The sequence below is a fragment of the Sinorhizobium chiapasense genome, assembly GCF_045277575.1.
GTDB classification, from domain to species: Bacteria; Pseudomonadota; Alphaproteobacteria; order Rhizobiales; family Rhizobiaceae; genus Ensifer; species Ensifer chiapasense_A.
In genome coordinates this window covers 3,615,865-3,630,000 of sequence record NZ_CP144205.1, presented here as the reverse complement: position 1 = coordinate 3,630,000, position 14,136 = coordinate 3,615,865, and the positions used below count along the sequence as shown (strand labels likewise).

10 protein-coding genes (1 of these 10 only partly in view) are annotated in these 14,136 nt (G+C 63.7%); 6 read left to right on the top strand and 4 right to left on the bottom strand.

The window, feature by feature from the left end; genetic code table 11:
- From hrpB to QM996_RS17380, 3 genes are all read left to right on the top strand, one after another.
- Positions 1 to 1,705 carry the 3' portion of an ATP-dependent RNA helicase gene (hrpB, locus tag QM996_RS17390; protein WP_500268498.1) on the top strand. Its footprint begins 755 nt before the window's first position, so only the last 1,705 of its 2,460 coding nucleotides appear in the window; its start codon lies beyond the left edge, outside the window; it ends in the stop codon at positions 1,703 to 1,705.
- 34 nt (positions 1,706 to 1,739) lie between these two features.
- Entirely contained in the window at positions 1,740 to 3,047 is a 1,308-nt protein-coding gene (locus QM996_RS17385; RefSeq protein WP_500268497.1) for an ActS/PrrB/RegB family redox-sensitive histidine kinase, read from the top strand.
- Between the two features lie 184 nt (positions 3,048 to 3,231).
- Complete coding sequence (locus QM996_RS17380; protein WP_057252080.1) at positions 3,232 to 3,816, top strand: ActR/PrrA/RegA family redox response regulator transcription factor; 585 nt, start codon at positions 3,232 to 3,234, stop codon at positions 3,814 to 3,816.
- Between the two features lie 62 nt (positions 3,817 to 3,878).
- Here the strand turns inward: QM996_RS17380 and QM996_RS17375 are convergent, their stop codons facing one another.
- Positions 3,879 to 4,403 carry an MmcB family DNA repair protein gene (locus QM996_RS17375; protein WP_500268496.1) on the bottom strand — a complete coding sequence of 175 codons (525 nt, stop codon included), beginning with the start codon at positions 4,401 to 4,403 and terminating at the stop codon, positions 3,879 to 3,881.
- Positions 4,404 to 4,585: 182 nt separating this feature from the next.
- Between QM996_RS17375 and QM996_RS17370 the strand changes: the two genes are divergently transcribed.
- Both QM996_RS17370 and QM996_RS17365 read left to right on the top strand, forming a co-directional pair.
- Positions 4,586 to 5,275 carry a L,D-transpeptidase gene (locus QM996_RS17370; RefSeq protein WP_472952347.1) on the top strand — a complete coding sequence of 230 codons (690 nt, stop codon included), beginning with the start codon at positions 4,586 to 4,588 and terminating at the stop codon, positions 5,273 to 5,275.
- 274 nt (positions 5,276 to 5,549) lie between these two features.
- Positions 5,550 to 7,484, top strand: coding sequence for a HAMP domain-containing methyl-accepting chemotaxis protein (locus tag QM996_RS17365; RefSeq protein ID WP_500268495.1), 1,935 nt, complete (start codon positions 5,550 to 5,552; stop codon positions 7,482 to 7,484).
- A gap of 120 nt (positions 7,485 to 7,604) precedes the next feature.
- On the opposite strand, the gene QM996_RS17360 is transcribed toward QM996_RS17365, so the two are convergent.
- Both QM996_RS17360 and QM996_RS17355 read right to left on the bottom strand, forming a co-directional pair.
- Complete coding sequence (locus QM996_RS17360) at positions 7,605 to 9,776, bottom strand: malate synthase G (RefSeq protein ID WP_500268494.1); 2,172 nt, start codon at positions 9,774 to 9,776, stop codon at positions 7,605 to 7,607.
- Positions 9,777 to 9,981: 205 nt separating this feature from the next.
- On the bottom strand, positions 9,982 to 11,985 hold the full coding sequence (locus tag QM996_RS17355; RefSeq protein ID WP_500268493.1) for a hydantoinase/oxoprolinase family protein: 2,004 nt from the start codon (positions 11,983 to 11,985) through the stop codon (positions 9,982 to 9,984).
- Positions 11,986 to 12,136: 151 nt separating this feature from the next.
- Here QM996_RS17355 and QM996_RS17350 point away from each other — a divergent pair, with 151 nt between their 5' ends.
- Entirely contained in the window at positions 12,137 to 12,766 is a 630-nt protein-coding gene (locus QM996_RS17350) for a hypothetical protein (RefSeq protein WP_500268492.1), read from the top strand.
- Here the strand turns inward: QM996_RS17350 and QM996_RS17345 are convergent.
- On the bottom strand, positions 12,720 to 14,114 hold the full coding sequence (locus QM996_RS17345) for a cytochrome P450 family protein (protein ID WP_500268491.1): 1,395 nt from the start codon (positions 14,112 to 14,114) through the stop codon (positions 12,720 to 12,722). The genes QM996_RS17350 and QM996_RS17345 overlap by 47 nt on opposite strands.
- Positions 14,115 to 14,136: the final 22 nt, after the last annotated feature.

Genomic DNA, 14,136 nt, shown 5'->3' with positions numbered 1-14,136 from the left:
CCTGACCCAGAAAGAGCAGGATGCGGCGATCCGTCCGGCGCCCAAGGGCACCCGCAAGATCGTGCTCGCCACCTCAATCGCCGAAACCTCGATCACCATCGACGGCGTGCGCATCGTTGTCGACAGCGGCCTGCAGCGCCTGCCGGTGTTCGAGGCGGCGACCGGCATTACCCGGCTGGAGACCGTGCGGGTTTCACGCGCCTCTGCCGATCAACGCGCCGGCCGTGCCGGACGAACCGAGCCCGGCATCGCGATCCGCCTCTGGCACAGCGGCCAGACGGCGGCACTTGCTGCCTTCACGCCGCCGCAGATTCTCGCCAGCGACCTCTCGGGCCTGCTGCTCGACTGCGCCCATTGGGGCGTCAGCGATCCGACCACGCTCGCCTTCATAGACGCACCACCGGAAACGACACTTGCGGAAGCACGGAAACTGCTGACCGCACTCGGCGCACTGGACGAGGCCGGCGCACTGACAGCGAAAGGTCGCAAGATCCGCGATCTGGCACTGCCACCACGCCTGGCGGCGATGGCGGTCGCCGCGGCCGAAGAGGGCCAGGCCGAGGCCGCGTGCCTGCTCGCGGTGATGCTCACCGAACAGGGCCTCGGCGGCAACGGCATCGATCTCGAGGATCGGCTGCGCCGGTTCCGCCAGGAGCGCGGCGACCGCGCCGAAGCCTCGCGCAACCTCGCGCGCCGCATGGCGGCCGAGCTGAAGGGCGCACCGAGATCGAGCGAACCGATCCAGCCGGGCGCCCTGTTGATGCACGCCTTCCCCGATCGCATTGCGCTTCAGCGCGGCGGCCGCGGCCGATTCGTGATGGCGAACGGACGCGGTGCGGAAATCCCGGAGACGGAACGGCTGGCGGCCGCGCCGATGCTTGTCATTGCCGACTTGACCGGCCGTGCCGGTGGCCAGCGGGTGCTGGCGGCCGCCGAACTGACGCGTGCCGAGGTCGAGGCCCATATGCCCGAGGCGATCACCCGCGAAGACCAGAGCTTCTTCGATCGGCAGAGCCGGCAGGTGCGCGCACGCCGCGTGACGCGGCTCGGCGCGATCATCTTCGAGGAGGCGCCACTCGCCAGGCCGACCGGCGAAGCCGCCGCGCGCGCGCTTGCCGATGGCGTGCGCCAGCTCGGCCTCGCGGTTCTGCCCTTCTCAAAGGAGGCGATGCAGATGCGCGACCGCATCGGCTTCCTCAACCGCTCGATCGGCGACCCCTGGCCGGATGTCTCCGATCAGGCCTTGCTCGACCGCCTCGACGATTGGTTCGTTCCCTTCCAGCATGGCGTCACCGCCATCGCCGACATCAAGGCTTCCAACCTGTCGGACGGCCTGCTCTCCCTCATTCCGCACGAGCGGCAGCGGGAACTCGCCAGGCTTGCACCGACGCATTTCGAGGCGCCGACCGGGCAAAGGCACCCGATCCACTATGATGGCGACGAGCCGCTTCTGTCGATTCGCGTGCAGGAGCTCTTCGGCCTCAAGATCCACCCGGCGATCGGCGACGGCCGCCTGCCGCTGCTGCTCGAACTGATTTCGCCCGGGCATCGCCCGATCCAGACGACGCGCGACCTGCCCGGCTTCTGGAAGGGCTCCTGGCGCGACGTGCGCGCGGACATGCGCGGACGCTATCCGAAACATCCATGGCCCGAAGATCCGGCCAATGCGACGCCGACGACACGAGCAAAGCCGCGTGGTACATGAAACAGCACAATCGACGACCGGAATGCAGGAACGAATGACCACAATTTCGCTCGAACACAACAACGACCAGACCAGCAACCGAAGCCTGCGCCTGCAGACGCTCGTTCGCCTGCGCTGGCTTGCCGTCGGCGGCCAGTCGATCGCCGTCCTCATCACGGCTTTCTGGCTGCAGTTTCCGCTGCCGCTGATTTCCTGCCTCGTGCTGATTGCGAGCCTCGCACTGGTCAATGCCTATGTGACGCTGCGCTATCCGCCGACGCATCGACTGCAGCCCCCGGCCGCCTTCGCGCTGCTCGGCCTCGATCTCGCGCAGATCACCGGGCTGCTGTTCATCACCGGCGGCCTGACCAATCCTTTCGCGCCGCTTCTCTGCGTTCCCGTCATCATCTCCTCGGCATCACAGCCGAAATCGCACAGCATCATCCTTGCCGGCCTCGCGGTGATCGCGATCACCGCACTTGCCTTCTCGCCCTTCCCACTGCCCTGGTATCCCGGCACGGTTCTCCTGATGCCGCGGGTTTTGACCGCCGGCATCTGGTTCGCGATCGTCTCGATGACCGCCTTTGCCGCCTTCTATACCTACCGTGTCTCGCTCGAAGCGAGCGAACTTTCGGAGGCCCTGACGGCAACCGAACTGGTGCTGCAGCGGGAAAAGCACCTGTCGCAGCTCGACGGGCTTGCGGCGGCGGCGGCACATGAGCTCGGCACGCCGCTTGCGACGATCAGCGTCGTCGCCAAGGAAATGGAGCGCGAACTCGGCAACGACCCGCGTTTCGGCGAGGACGTGCATCTGTTGCGCAGCCAGAGCGAGCGCTGCCGGGATATTCTCAAAAGGCTGACGACGCTCTCCTCCGAGAGCGAGGAACACATGCGGCTGCTGCCTCTGTCCTCGCTGATCGAAGAGGTGATGGCGCCGCATCGCGAGTTCGGCATCCACATCAACCTCATCGAGAAAGGCGACCGCACCACCGAGCCGGTCGGCAACCGCAATGCCGGCATTCTCTACGGGCTCGGCAACCTGCTCGAAAATGCGGTCGATTATGCCAAGAAGGAAGTGACGGTGACCGTGGTGCACACGACTGACCGCGTGAAAGTGACGATCGAGGACGATGGCGACGGCTTCGCCCCGGATATTCTGCAGCGCATCGGCGAACCCTATGTGACGCGGCGGCAGAAGGACGACAGCGCCGGCGGCCTCGGGCTCGGCCTCTTCATCGCGAAGACGCTGCTCGAACGTTCGGGCGCGCGCCTGCGCTTCGAAAACGGCGGACCGGACAGGCCGGGCGCCCGGGTCAGCGTCGAATGGCCGCGCGCCCTGATGGATACGAAACTGGCGAAATGACATTTCGCAGTTTATTGAACGAGGCTACCGCATAATTTTTTGGATCGGAATCGATTTAGGGGCAAAATTATGCAGTAATTCAAAGTGCTACAGCGACCTTTGCGCGTCTCCTAAGACGCGCGGCGCTGTAGAAGAAACCTATAATCTCGGCGAAAGCGCAGGTTTTCGCTCAAGGATTGCCAGAATGACTGACAAATCGACAGCTTCGCCCAGCACACCCGCACAGGACGCCGAACTGATCGGACCGGATCGCACCCTGCTGCTCGTCGACGACGACGCGCCCTTCCTCAGGCGCCTGGCGCGCGCCATGGAAGCCCGCGGCTTTTCGGTCGACATTGCCGAATCGGTCGCGGAAGGCATCGCCAAGGCCAAGGGCAACCCGCCGAAATACGCCGTCATCGACCTGAGGCTCGGCGATGGCAGCGGCCTCGACGTGATCGAAGCGATCCGCGGGCGGCGCGACGACACGCGCATGATCATGCTGACCGGCTACGGCAACATTGCCACCGCGGTAAACGCCGTGAAGCTCGGCGCTGTCGACTATCTCGCCAAGCCGGCCGATGCCGACGACATCTTCGCGGCACTCGTTCAGCGCCAGGGCGAGCGCGTCGAGCCGCCGGAGAACCCGATGTCGGCCGACCGGGTGCGTTGGGAGCACATTCAGCGCGTCTACGAGATGTGCGAGCGCAACGTGTCGGAGACGGCACGCCGGCTTAACATGCATCGCCGCACGCTGCAGCGCATTCTCGCCAAGCGCGCGCCGAAGTAAGCGAATCGCTCATCCGGTTCGCGGCAGAGAACCGCTTCACAGTTTCCTTAATTGCTCCGGGATCAGTCGCGGCCGCCGGAGAGAATGTCGCCGATCGAATCGCCGAGCTCGCCGTTGCGCTCGGCCGCCCATTCGGCCAGCATCAGCCGCTGCGCCGCCGTGCGGGCAAAGAGCTGCAAGACGGATTTGCGCGTGGCCGGCGGCAGCTTGTGCTCGGGCGCCTCGTGAACGATGTGTCCGTCGTAACCGTCGGAAAGCAGCAGGCCACAATCCTCCGGGAAGATGTCCAGCGGCACGCCGGCATGGGTCGCGAAGAACAGCCGGTCGCAATGCTGCCGGTATTCCGGCCATTTGCGGTCGACTCGAAAATCCTCGATCGAGGTCTTGATCTCGACGATCCAGATCTCGCCCTTGGCCGACAGCGAGATCAAATCGGCGCGCCTTCCACTCGCGAGCGTCAACTCGGGCAGCACCGAATGGCGCAGTTCGGCAAAAAGCCGCTGCACACCGCGGCGCACCATCATCGCGCGATTCGACTGACGACCGTCAATCAGGGGGTTGTCGCCATGGATGGAGAGGATTGTCATCTGTCCGGGCTCCCTTTGAGCCGGCCATTTTGTTGCAAAAAAGCAAGCGTCATGGAATTTGCACTTTCTAGCCAAATTGTGGCCGCGCAATCTCTTGCATAGCACAAACTAATCGAAAATAACCGGTCTCACTGTTGGTCGCGGCGACCCAGTTTTACTTCGCTTCTTTTTAAGAGACCCCCATGCGCTTCCGCAATGCCTTCCTCTTGTGCAGCCTCGCGGCGACACTGGCCGTTGCCGGCTGCTCGACGACATCGTCCAAGCCCGAGACTGCTGCCAACGAACCTGCTCCCGTAGCGGAAAAGATCGCTACGAATCAGATCTTTAACGGCGAATATGGCGCAGTCGAGGATCACGGCTATGCGCTGCCGGCCATTCCGATCAACAAGGTCGACAGCCGTTACCATCGCCAGATCGTCGACTACACGACCAGCGAGCGCCCCGGAACGATCGTCGTCAACACGCCGAATCGCTTCCTGTACTACGTGCTGCCCGGCGGCAAGGCCGTGCGCTACGGCATCGGCGTCGGCAAGGCCGGCTTTGCATGGGAAGGCGAAGCCTACATCGCCTGGAAGCAGGAATGGCCGATGTGGCATCCGCCGAAGGAAATGGCCGAGCGCAAGCCGGAAGTCGCCAAATATGTCGAGGAAGGCATGGGTCCGGGTCTCAAGAACCCGCTCGGCGCCCGCGCGCTCTACCTCTTCAACGACGAAGGCAAGGATACGCTGTTCCGTCTGCACGGCACGCCGGAATGGTCCTCGATCGGCACCGCCGCATCGTCGGGCTGCATCCGTCTGATCAACCAGGACATCATCGATCTTTATTCGCGCGTTCGCCCCGGCAAGAACGCCCGGGTCGTCGTCCAGCAGTAACCGAATCATACCAGCGCATTCGAGCCGCCGACACCCGTCGGCGGCTTTTTTGCGTCGGCACGCAACCACCATTTGCCGGCGTCACGATACTGCAACGGAGCTTGCCAGCCACGCACAGTTGCCGTTCGAAAACGCCCTCAAATCAGGGTCGCGAAAACCGGCCGACGAGACGCGAAAAAGTTCAATTTCGACTTAAATTCAGCCGCTTATTAAGTAAGCGTTATCTAAACAAACGAAACAGTGTGCCCAAGAATTCCGCTCGGGAGGGACTGGCATGCTGATCAAGACCAAGCTTATCGGCGCGATTGCGCTTCTATCATCCATTGCCATCGGCATCGCCACTTACAGCCAGAGCACACTGTCGAAAACCAGCGACATGATGGATGCGGTCTATGCCGATCGCATCGTGCCGCTAAAGAACCTCAAGGCGACTTCCGACGCCTTTGCAGTCTCGATCGTCGACGCCGCCCATAAGGTTCGCAACGGCAACGAATCGATGGAGAGCGGGCTTGCCTCGGTCAATGCCGCACGGGAAACGATCAAGTCCAACTGGGATGCTTATGCGGCGACTTCGATGACCGACGAGGAACGGAGACTCGTCGACACTGCACGGAGCCAGATGACCGTTGCAATGGATTCGATCACGGCGCTCACTCAAATTCTGTCCAGCAAGGACCAGAAGGCACTCGATACGTTCGTGCGCGACAAGCTCTACGCGACGATCGATCCGCTGACGGCGACGATCTCCGAGATCTCGGACCTGCAGGTCGAACTTTCCGGCACGGCCTTTGAAGCCAAGCATCGTGAGTTCGAGACGGTGCAGACGCTCAACATTGTCATCATCGTTCTCGTCATGGGGCTCGCCGCCGGCACCTTCCTTGTCGTGCTGCGCGGCGTCGTCGGACCACTCGGCCACCAGATCGCCGCCATGCGCCGGCTGATCGACGGCCATGTCGAAGATACCGACGAGCCGGTGAACGGCAAGGACGAAGTCGCCGACATGGCCCGCGCCATCCAGTCCTTCCGCGAGGCCGCGCGATCGAATCTGCGGCTGCAGGCGGAGGCGGAAGAGACTCGCCGCACCAGCGAGGCAGAGCGCATTCGCGTACAAAGACAGGCGGAACAGGACGCGCAGCAGCGGCTGACGCAAGCGACCGCCGGTCTCGCCGGCGGGCTGCAGCGGCTTGCCAATGGCGATCTCGCCGTCCGGCTGCACGAGCCCTTCGCCGCCGAGTTCGAGCAGTTGCGGCATGACCTCAACAAGGCAGCCGAACAGTTGAACGACGCGTTGCTGGCCGTTGCCGACAGCGCCGGCAACATCGGCATGGGTACGCGCGAGATCAGCCAGAGTGCCGACGATCTATCCAAACGGACCGAACAGCAGGCCGCGTCGCTTGAAGAGACGGCCGCGGCACTCGTCGAGATCACCGCCAATGTCAGCAACTCCTCCAGACGGACGGAGGAGGCGCGCGATGTCGCCGGTGAAGCGAAGGCCAGTGCGGCCCAGTCCGCCGTCGTTGTCGCCAATGCCGTCGAGGCGATGCGGCGGATCGAAGAATCGTCGAGCCAGATCTCCAGCATCATCGGCGTGATCGACGAGATCGCCTTCCAGACGAATCTTCTGGCGCTGAACGCCGGCGTCGAAGCGGCGCGGGCCGGCGAAGCGGGCAAGGGCTTTGCCGTTGTTGCCCAGGAAGTGCGCGAACTCGCGCAGCGCTCGGCCAAGGCGGCAAAGGAAATCAAGGATCTCATCCGCACATCGAGCCAGGAGGTTGAAAACGGCGTGCGTCTGGTGCGCGACACCGGTGAGGCGCTGCAGACGATCGAAGCGCATGTGATCACCATCAACGACCATATGGCCGCGATCGCCACGTCCGCCCGGGAACAATCTGTGGGCTTGAGCGAGGTCAACACTGCCGTCAACCAGATGGATCAGGTGACGCAGCGGAACGCAGCGATGGTCGAGGAAGCCAATGCCGCCTCCGCAACCCTGGCGCAGGAGGGCACCAATCTGCGTAACCTGATCGGACGCTTCATCCTCACCGACGAGACGCAGGCAAAGACCGGATCGAGGCCCCCTGCCCCGGTAGCCGCTCCAGCCGCAATCCGCGATCAAGCTCGGCCCATTGCTCGGGCAACGCGGCGGCCAGCTGCCTATGCAACACAGGGCAACGCCGCGCTCGCCACAGACGGCTGGGCCGAATTTTAGACCCGCCCGGCGGAGACGACTGGGCGGGCGTATCTAAGCCGGGACCACGCTTGAAATAACAGAGCCGTGCGTTCGAACGAACACACGACCCTCGTCCGATATTTAGACGTCAGCGGCGAATCAGGCGGCGTTGCGCGCCTTCAGTTCCAGCCGGCGGCGATGCAGGACTGGTTCGGTGTAGCCGTTCGGCTGCTCGCGCCCCTTGAGAACGAGGTCGAGCGCCGCCTGGAAGGCGATCGAGCCGTCGAAGTTGCCGGCCATCGCCACATATTGCGGGTCGTCAGCGTTCTGACCATCGACGATGGCGGCCATGCGCTTCATCGTATCGACGACCTGGGCCTCGGAGACGACGCCGTGATGCAGCCAGTTGGCCATGTGCTGGGCGGAAATACGCAAGGTCGCGCGGTCTTCCATCAGACCGACATTGTTGATGTCGGGAACCTTCGAGCAGCCGACTCCCTGGTCGACCCAGCGCACGACGTAACCGAGGATGCCTTGAGCGTTGTTGTCGAGCTCGCGCTGGATTTCCTCCGGCGTCCAGTTCGGGCGAACCGCGACCGGCACCGACAGGATGTCCGAGAGCTTGGCGCGGCTCCGGCTCTTCAGGCCTGCCTGAACTTCGGCAACGTTGACGCGGTGGTAGTGGGTCGCATGCAGCGTCGCGGCGGTCGGCGACGGAACCCAGGCGGTGTTGGCGCCGGCCTTCGGATGGGCGATTTTCTGCTCGAGCATCGCCGCCATTAGGTCAGGCATGGCCCACATGCCCTTGCCGATCTGGGCATGGCCGGAGAGACCACATTCGAGGCCGATATCGACATTCCAGTTTTCGTAAGCGCCAATCCAGGCGGCCTGCTTCATGTCGCCCTTGCGGATCATCGGGCCGGCTTCCATCGAAGTGTGGATCTCGTCGCCGGTGCGGTCGAGGAAGCCGGTGTTGATGAAGACGACGCGCTCGCGGGCGGCGCGGATGCACTCCTTGAGGTTGACCGTCGTGCGGCGCTCCTCGTCCATGATGCCCATCTTCATGGTGTTGGCGGGCATGCCGAGCGCCTTTTCGACGCGCGCGAAGATCTCGCAGGCGAAGGCGACTTCTTCCGGCCCATGCATCTTCGGCTTGACGACATACATCGACCCTTCGCGGGAATTCATGCGTCGGCCGCTCTGACCGATATCGTGCAGGGCGATCAGGGCCGTGACCATGGCATCCATGATACCCTCGGGCACTTCCTTGCCGTCGCGATCAAGAATAGCCGGATTCGTCATGAGGTGGCCGACGTTCCGGACCAGCATCAACGAGCGGCCGGGGAGCGACAGCGTACCGCCACTTGCTGCCTGGTAGGCGCGGTCGGCATTGAGGCGGCGGATGAAAGTCTTGCCACCCTTGGCAACTTCCTCCTCGAGGTCGCCCTTCATGAGGCCGAGCCAGTTGCTGTACACGACGACCTTGTCCACGGCGTCAACGGCGGCGATCGAGTCTTCGCAGTCCATGATCGTGGTGATCGCGGATTCGAGAATGACATCGGAGATGCCAGCCGGATCCTCCTTGCCGATCGGCGTGGAGGTATCGAGAACGACGATCGCATGCAGATTGTTGTGCCGGAGAACGATCTCCGACGGCGCGCCTTGCGGACCGGAATGGCCCGCGAACTGGGCCGCATTGCGCAGCACCGTGTTCGAGCCGTCCTTGAGTCCGATCGTCAGCGCGCCGCCCGCAACCTTGAGCGAGGTGACGTCGGCCCAACTTCCCTTCGCCAGCGGTGCGCTGGCATCGAGGAAATCGCGCGCCCAGGCGATGACCTTGGCGCCGCGCTTGGGGTTGTAGCCCCGGCCCTTTTCCGCGCCATCGGCGTCCGAAATCGCGTCCGTGCCGTAAAGCGCATCGTAGAGCGAGCCCCAGCGCGCATTGGCGGCATTGAGCGCATAACGCGCGTTCATGACGGGAACGACGAGCTGCGGGCCGGCGATCGTCGCGATCTCCGGATCGACATTGGCGGTCGAAACGCTGAAATCGCCGCCTTCCGGCAGCAGGTAACCGATATCCCGAAGGAAGGCCTGATAGGTTTCGATGTCGCTGGGTGCGCCGTTCTGCTTGTACCAGGCATCGAGCTTGGCCTGGAGATCGTCGCGCTTGGCGAGCAGCGTCCGGTTCGTCGGCGCCAGGTCGTGCACGAGGGCGGAGAGCTGCTCGAAGAAGTGCTCGGCATCGATGCCGGTGCCCGGCATCGCCTCTTCCACCAGAAAGCGATGGAGACCCGCATCTATCTTCAACCCAAACTTCTCAATGCGGTCCATCTGCCAACTCCTTGAAATAGACGAGAGGAGCGCCACCGCTCCCAACGGATGCAATGAACGCCCCGACATGTGTTGATCTTGCGCCTGAAGCCGATCGCGGACCAGCCCATACGCAATGCGCGCGTGAAACGGCGGCAGTTTCTCACCAATTCATTCCCTGTCAATTCTGCAAGGATGCGAAGAATTGTTTCCGGAATGGAAAAGATCAGCCGTGGGCGATGCGGGGTCGGCCGCTGGCCGACGCGATGAAGCGGGCCTCGATCAGCTTGCGGCTGCCCTCGACTTCCGGTGCGTCGATTTCCTCGCGCAACAGCGATGCGGGATCGTCCGCTCCATTGGTGCGCGCCGTCTCCAGCGCCACCGTCTCGGCCCGCCGACGGGCGGCACCGAAAGCCTGTTCCTGATCGATAAAGCGTTCGCTGGTCCCGGCGCCGTTGACGACGAAGATGCCTTCCTCGGGCATCGTCACAAAAACCGTGACCGTAGCGCTGACCTGGCCGACCACGGCTCCAACGGCATTGGCGACACCGGCCTCTTCGGGAATGGCGGCTTCCGTTCCGAGCATTTCAGCAATAGCCGGGTAATACACAGGCGCCGAAGCACCGAGCCCGACCAGCGGACGGTCGAGACCGAGCGAGAAACGGACGATGCCCGGCGTGCGGGTGAGCGCGCGGTCGACAGCCTGCGAGACGGCGGGATCGATGGCACCGGCGCCATCTTCGCCAAGGCAGGCCTGCAGGATGACTTCGGAGGATTGCCGCGTCAGCCGCTCGACGATCATCTGCGCCATCGCTTCCGGCGAGGACGCGATCGGCTGGCCGGAGCCGTCGCGGGTGCGCGCCGCAAGCTGAATGCCAAGCTCCGCCGCCTCAAGGTTCCATTGCGATTGCCGGCCAAGCACATGCATGGCGTCCGACGGCGTGAGGCCACAGATATGGACGAGGCCACGCCCCACCAGCCGATCGAGCGTCGCCTTCTGCGGCGTCGAAACCAGCAGTGTCTCCAGCGCAACGGGCACGGCGCCGATTCGCTCATAAAGCGCCTGCTCGTGCGGCTGAAGGCCGCTCGCGAGATGGTCCGGCAGACCGGTGCGGACTGCAAATCGGCCATTGTGGCGCCCGCTATGCTGGGCGCGCATCTGTTTTTCGAGCACCGAGATGACCGCGTCGCCATGCAGGGCAGCCGCCAGGCTGAGCGGCATCAGCCGGCGCGGGCCGAGATCGATCTTCGCCTTCAGACCACGGTCGTTGATGCGCACTTCCGAATCGCCGCCGAGGCCGTAGGTCCGCATCGCCACCGCCTCGACCATGGTGCGGAATCCGCCGACAACGGCGCCTTCGGCGTCAAGCCGCGGCCGACCGCCGTCCAGAACCGCGACGTCGGTCGTCGTACCGCCGATATCGGAAACCACGGCGTTGTCGAGACCAGTCAGGTGCCTTGCGCCGACGAGGCTCGCCGCCGGGCCGGAAAGGATCGTCTCGATCGGGCGCAGGCGCGCTTCCTCCGCCGAGATCAGGGCGCCGTCGCCACGAACGACCATCATAGGCACGTCGATGCCGCGCGCCTTGAGGAAACCTTCGCAGGAGCCGATCAGCCGGTCGATCATCGACACCAGCCGGGCATTGAGCAGCGTCGTCAAGGCGCGGCGCGGGCCGCCGAGCTTCGAGGACAGTTCATGGCTGCAGGTTACCGGCAGATGCGAGACTTCGCGAATACGGTCGCGGACGCGCATTTCGTGATCTGGATTCCGGACGGCGAAATAGCCGGCAATGGCGAAGGAAGAAACCTGTCCCGCGAGCATCGGCAGGGCAGCGTCGAGCTCACTCATGTCGAGCGGGGTCTCGCCGCCGTGCACATTGTGCCCTCCGGGCAGGAAGACCACCGGATCGGAGCCGAGTGCCTCCAGCAGGCCGTCGCGCTTCAGATCGTCAGGACCAAAGCCGATCATCACCAGCCCAGCGCGGCCGCCCTGCCCTTCGACAAGCGCATTGGTGGCAAGGGTCGTCGACAGCGAGACCATGCTGATCGCCGAAACCGGCACTTTCGCCTGAGCAAGAACTGCTTCGACCGCGCCGGAAATTCCGACCGCGAGATCGTGGCGGGTGGTGAGTGCCTTGGCCTTGGCGACGACCCCTTGCATCTCCGAGAAGAGAGCGGCGTCGGTATAGGTGCCGCCGGTGTCGATGCCGAGAAGAAAATGAGAGGTCAATTGGCGCAGTCCGGAATTCGCGCGGGGCGCAAGGCCCCGGGTTCAATGGGGATCGATGCGGTGATATGACATATTTCAAGAGAAAACCATCGTGCCGCAGACATCGATGATCAACTCGGCGACACGGATCAAAAGATCGGGACACCTGCGCATGCTCAAAGGCCGCCGTCCGTCTGTTTTCGTCTGGCTTCTGTCGGCCGCTTTCATCTGGCTTGCGCCGAACCTCGCCCAGGCGCAGGACGCGGAGGAAGAAGAATACAAGCCGCAGCTTCCCGACGTCGCGATCTACAAGGCGATGCTCGACGCCAACAAACTGACCGGCTGGGTGCAGTTCCGCAACTATGATGACCGGCAGCTTGTCTATTTTACCGCATTGCAGACGATGCATTGCCGGCTATCGGAAATCCGCTATTCGATCAATTCGGACGCGCTCGACCGGCGCTTCCCGCTGGCGAAGTGCAATCCGCAGATCCCCTTCAACCTACCGGCCGACGAGACGGCGGAGTATGTCTATATCTCATTACCGGCGGACACCGCGAAATCGCTGACGATCCAGGCGGTCTGGGATGATGGCGCCGGCAGCGAGATCGTCGTCTACAAGCCGTGCGACAATGTCGGCGACGCCACCTGCGCCCAGATCAAGACGATCAAGAAACCGTTGAAGCAACTGCAGCAACCGAAGCCGGCCGATTCGCCGGTGCGCTCGGTCCAGTCGCCGATCCCCGGCAAGACCTTCAGCGAACCGACACCCTCATCGGCAACCCGCCCCGCGGTTGAGTAGTGAGCCGCTGCACCGGCCAGGGATTCGTCTCCTCGGTCGGGTCGAAGCGGTAGCGGTGCATCAGCACCGCGAGCGCGATCACTGCTTCCTGCAGGGCAAAGGTGGCGCCGATGCAGACGCGCGGGCCGGCACCGAAGGGCAGATATTGGTAGCGATGCAGCTTCTCGCGGTTTTCCGGCAGGAAACGCTCCGGCATGAACGCGCGGGGCTTGTCCCAGTAGAGCACGTGGCGATGCAAGGTCCAGGGCATGATCAGCACCGCGATACCCTTGCGTATGCGCACCCGCTCGCCTGACGGAGAGGTCCACTCGTCTTCCTCGATCGCAGCGCGGTTGATCGACGGCGCCGGCGGATAGAGCCGCATCGCCTCCTCGAAGGCGGCAAGCACATGCGGCATCAGGCCGAGCCATTCGACCGGCTCGGCCCCGCTCGCGATCGCGGCATCGATTTCGGCCTCCATCGTCTCGCGATAGGCGGGCGTGTTGGCGACGCAATAGAGCGTCCAGGCGAGCGCGCGGGCGGTCGTCTCGTGCCCGGCACCGATGAAGGTCAGGATATTGTCCTCGATCTCGGCGGTCGAAAGGCCCTGGCTGCCCTCGATCTCCAGGAGCAGGGTCAGAAAATCCTTTGGCGTGCCTTTGGGGTCCTCCACCATCTTGCGGCGCCGAAGCGCCATGGTCTCCGATACGATCGAGCGGAAGCGGTTCATCACCTTCTTGCCGCCGATCCGCGTCGGGCGTGGTATCCATTCCGGCGCCAGCAGAATGTCCATCGGATCGACGCGCCCCATGCGATGGAGCAGCTCCTCCACGCTCTGGACGAAACCTTCCCTTTCGACGGCGACCTCCCCCGAGAACAGCGTCTCGGCGAGGATGTCGAAAGTGAGCTCCGTCATGTCATTGGCGATGTTGGTCATGAACGGGGCCGCCTTGGCGTCGGCATAACGTTCGGCGAAATCCTCGGATCTGCGCAACATCTGGCCGGCGAAACCCTTGGCGTGGCGCGGTGTAAAGACCGGCGCCATGGCCTTGCGCGAACGCTTCCAGACCTCGCCTTCGGCCGTCAGCAGCCCGTCACGCAGGATCGGCCTGAGGATCAGTCGGCGAACCTTCGACATCTCGTAGTTGCCGACATTGTCGACGAGGATGTGGCGGATGAGGCCGGGATCATTGACGATCAGCGTGCGCTGGGTGACGAACTTCGTCTCGATCCAGGGCAAGGTGTAGGACGGCTCACCCCACAATTCGAGCGGATTGCGTAGGACCGTCCTGATGATCTTCAGGTAGGAAGGGATGCCCACTCGAGGAACGGGAGCCGGCGGTTCGAAGGGCTCCGGACGCATGTCCATGGTGATTGCCTTTCTCGATTGC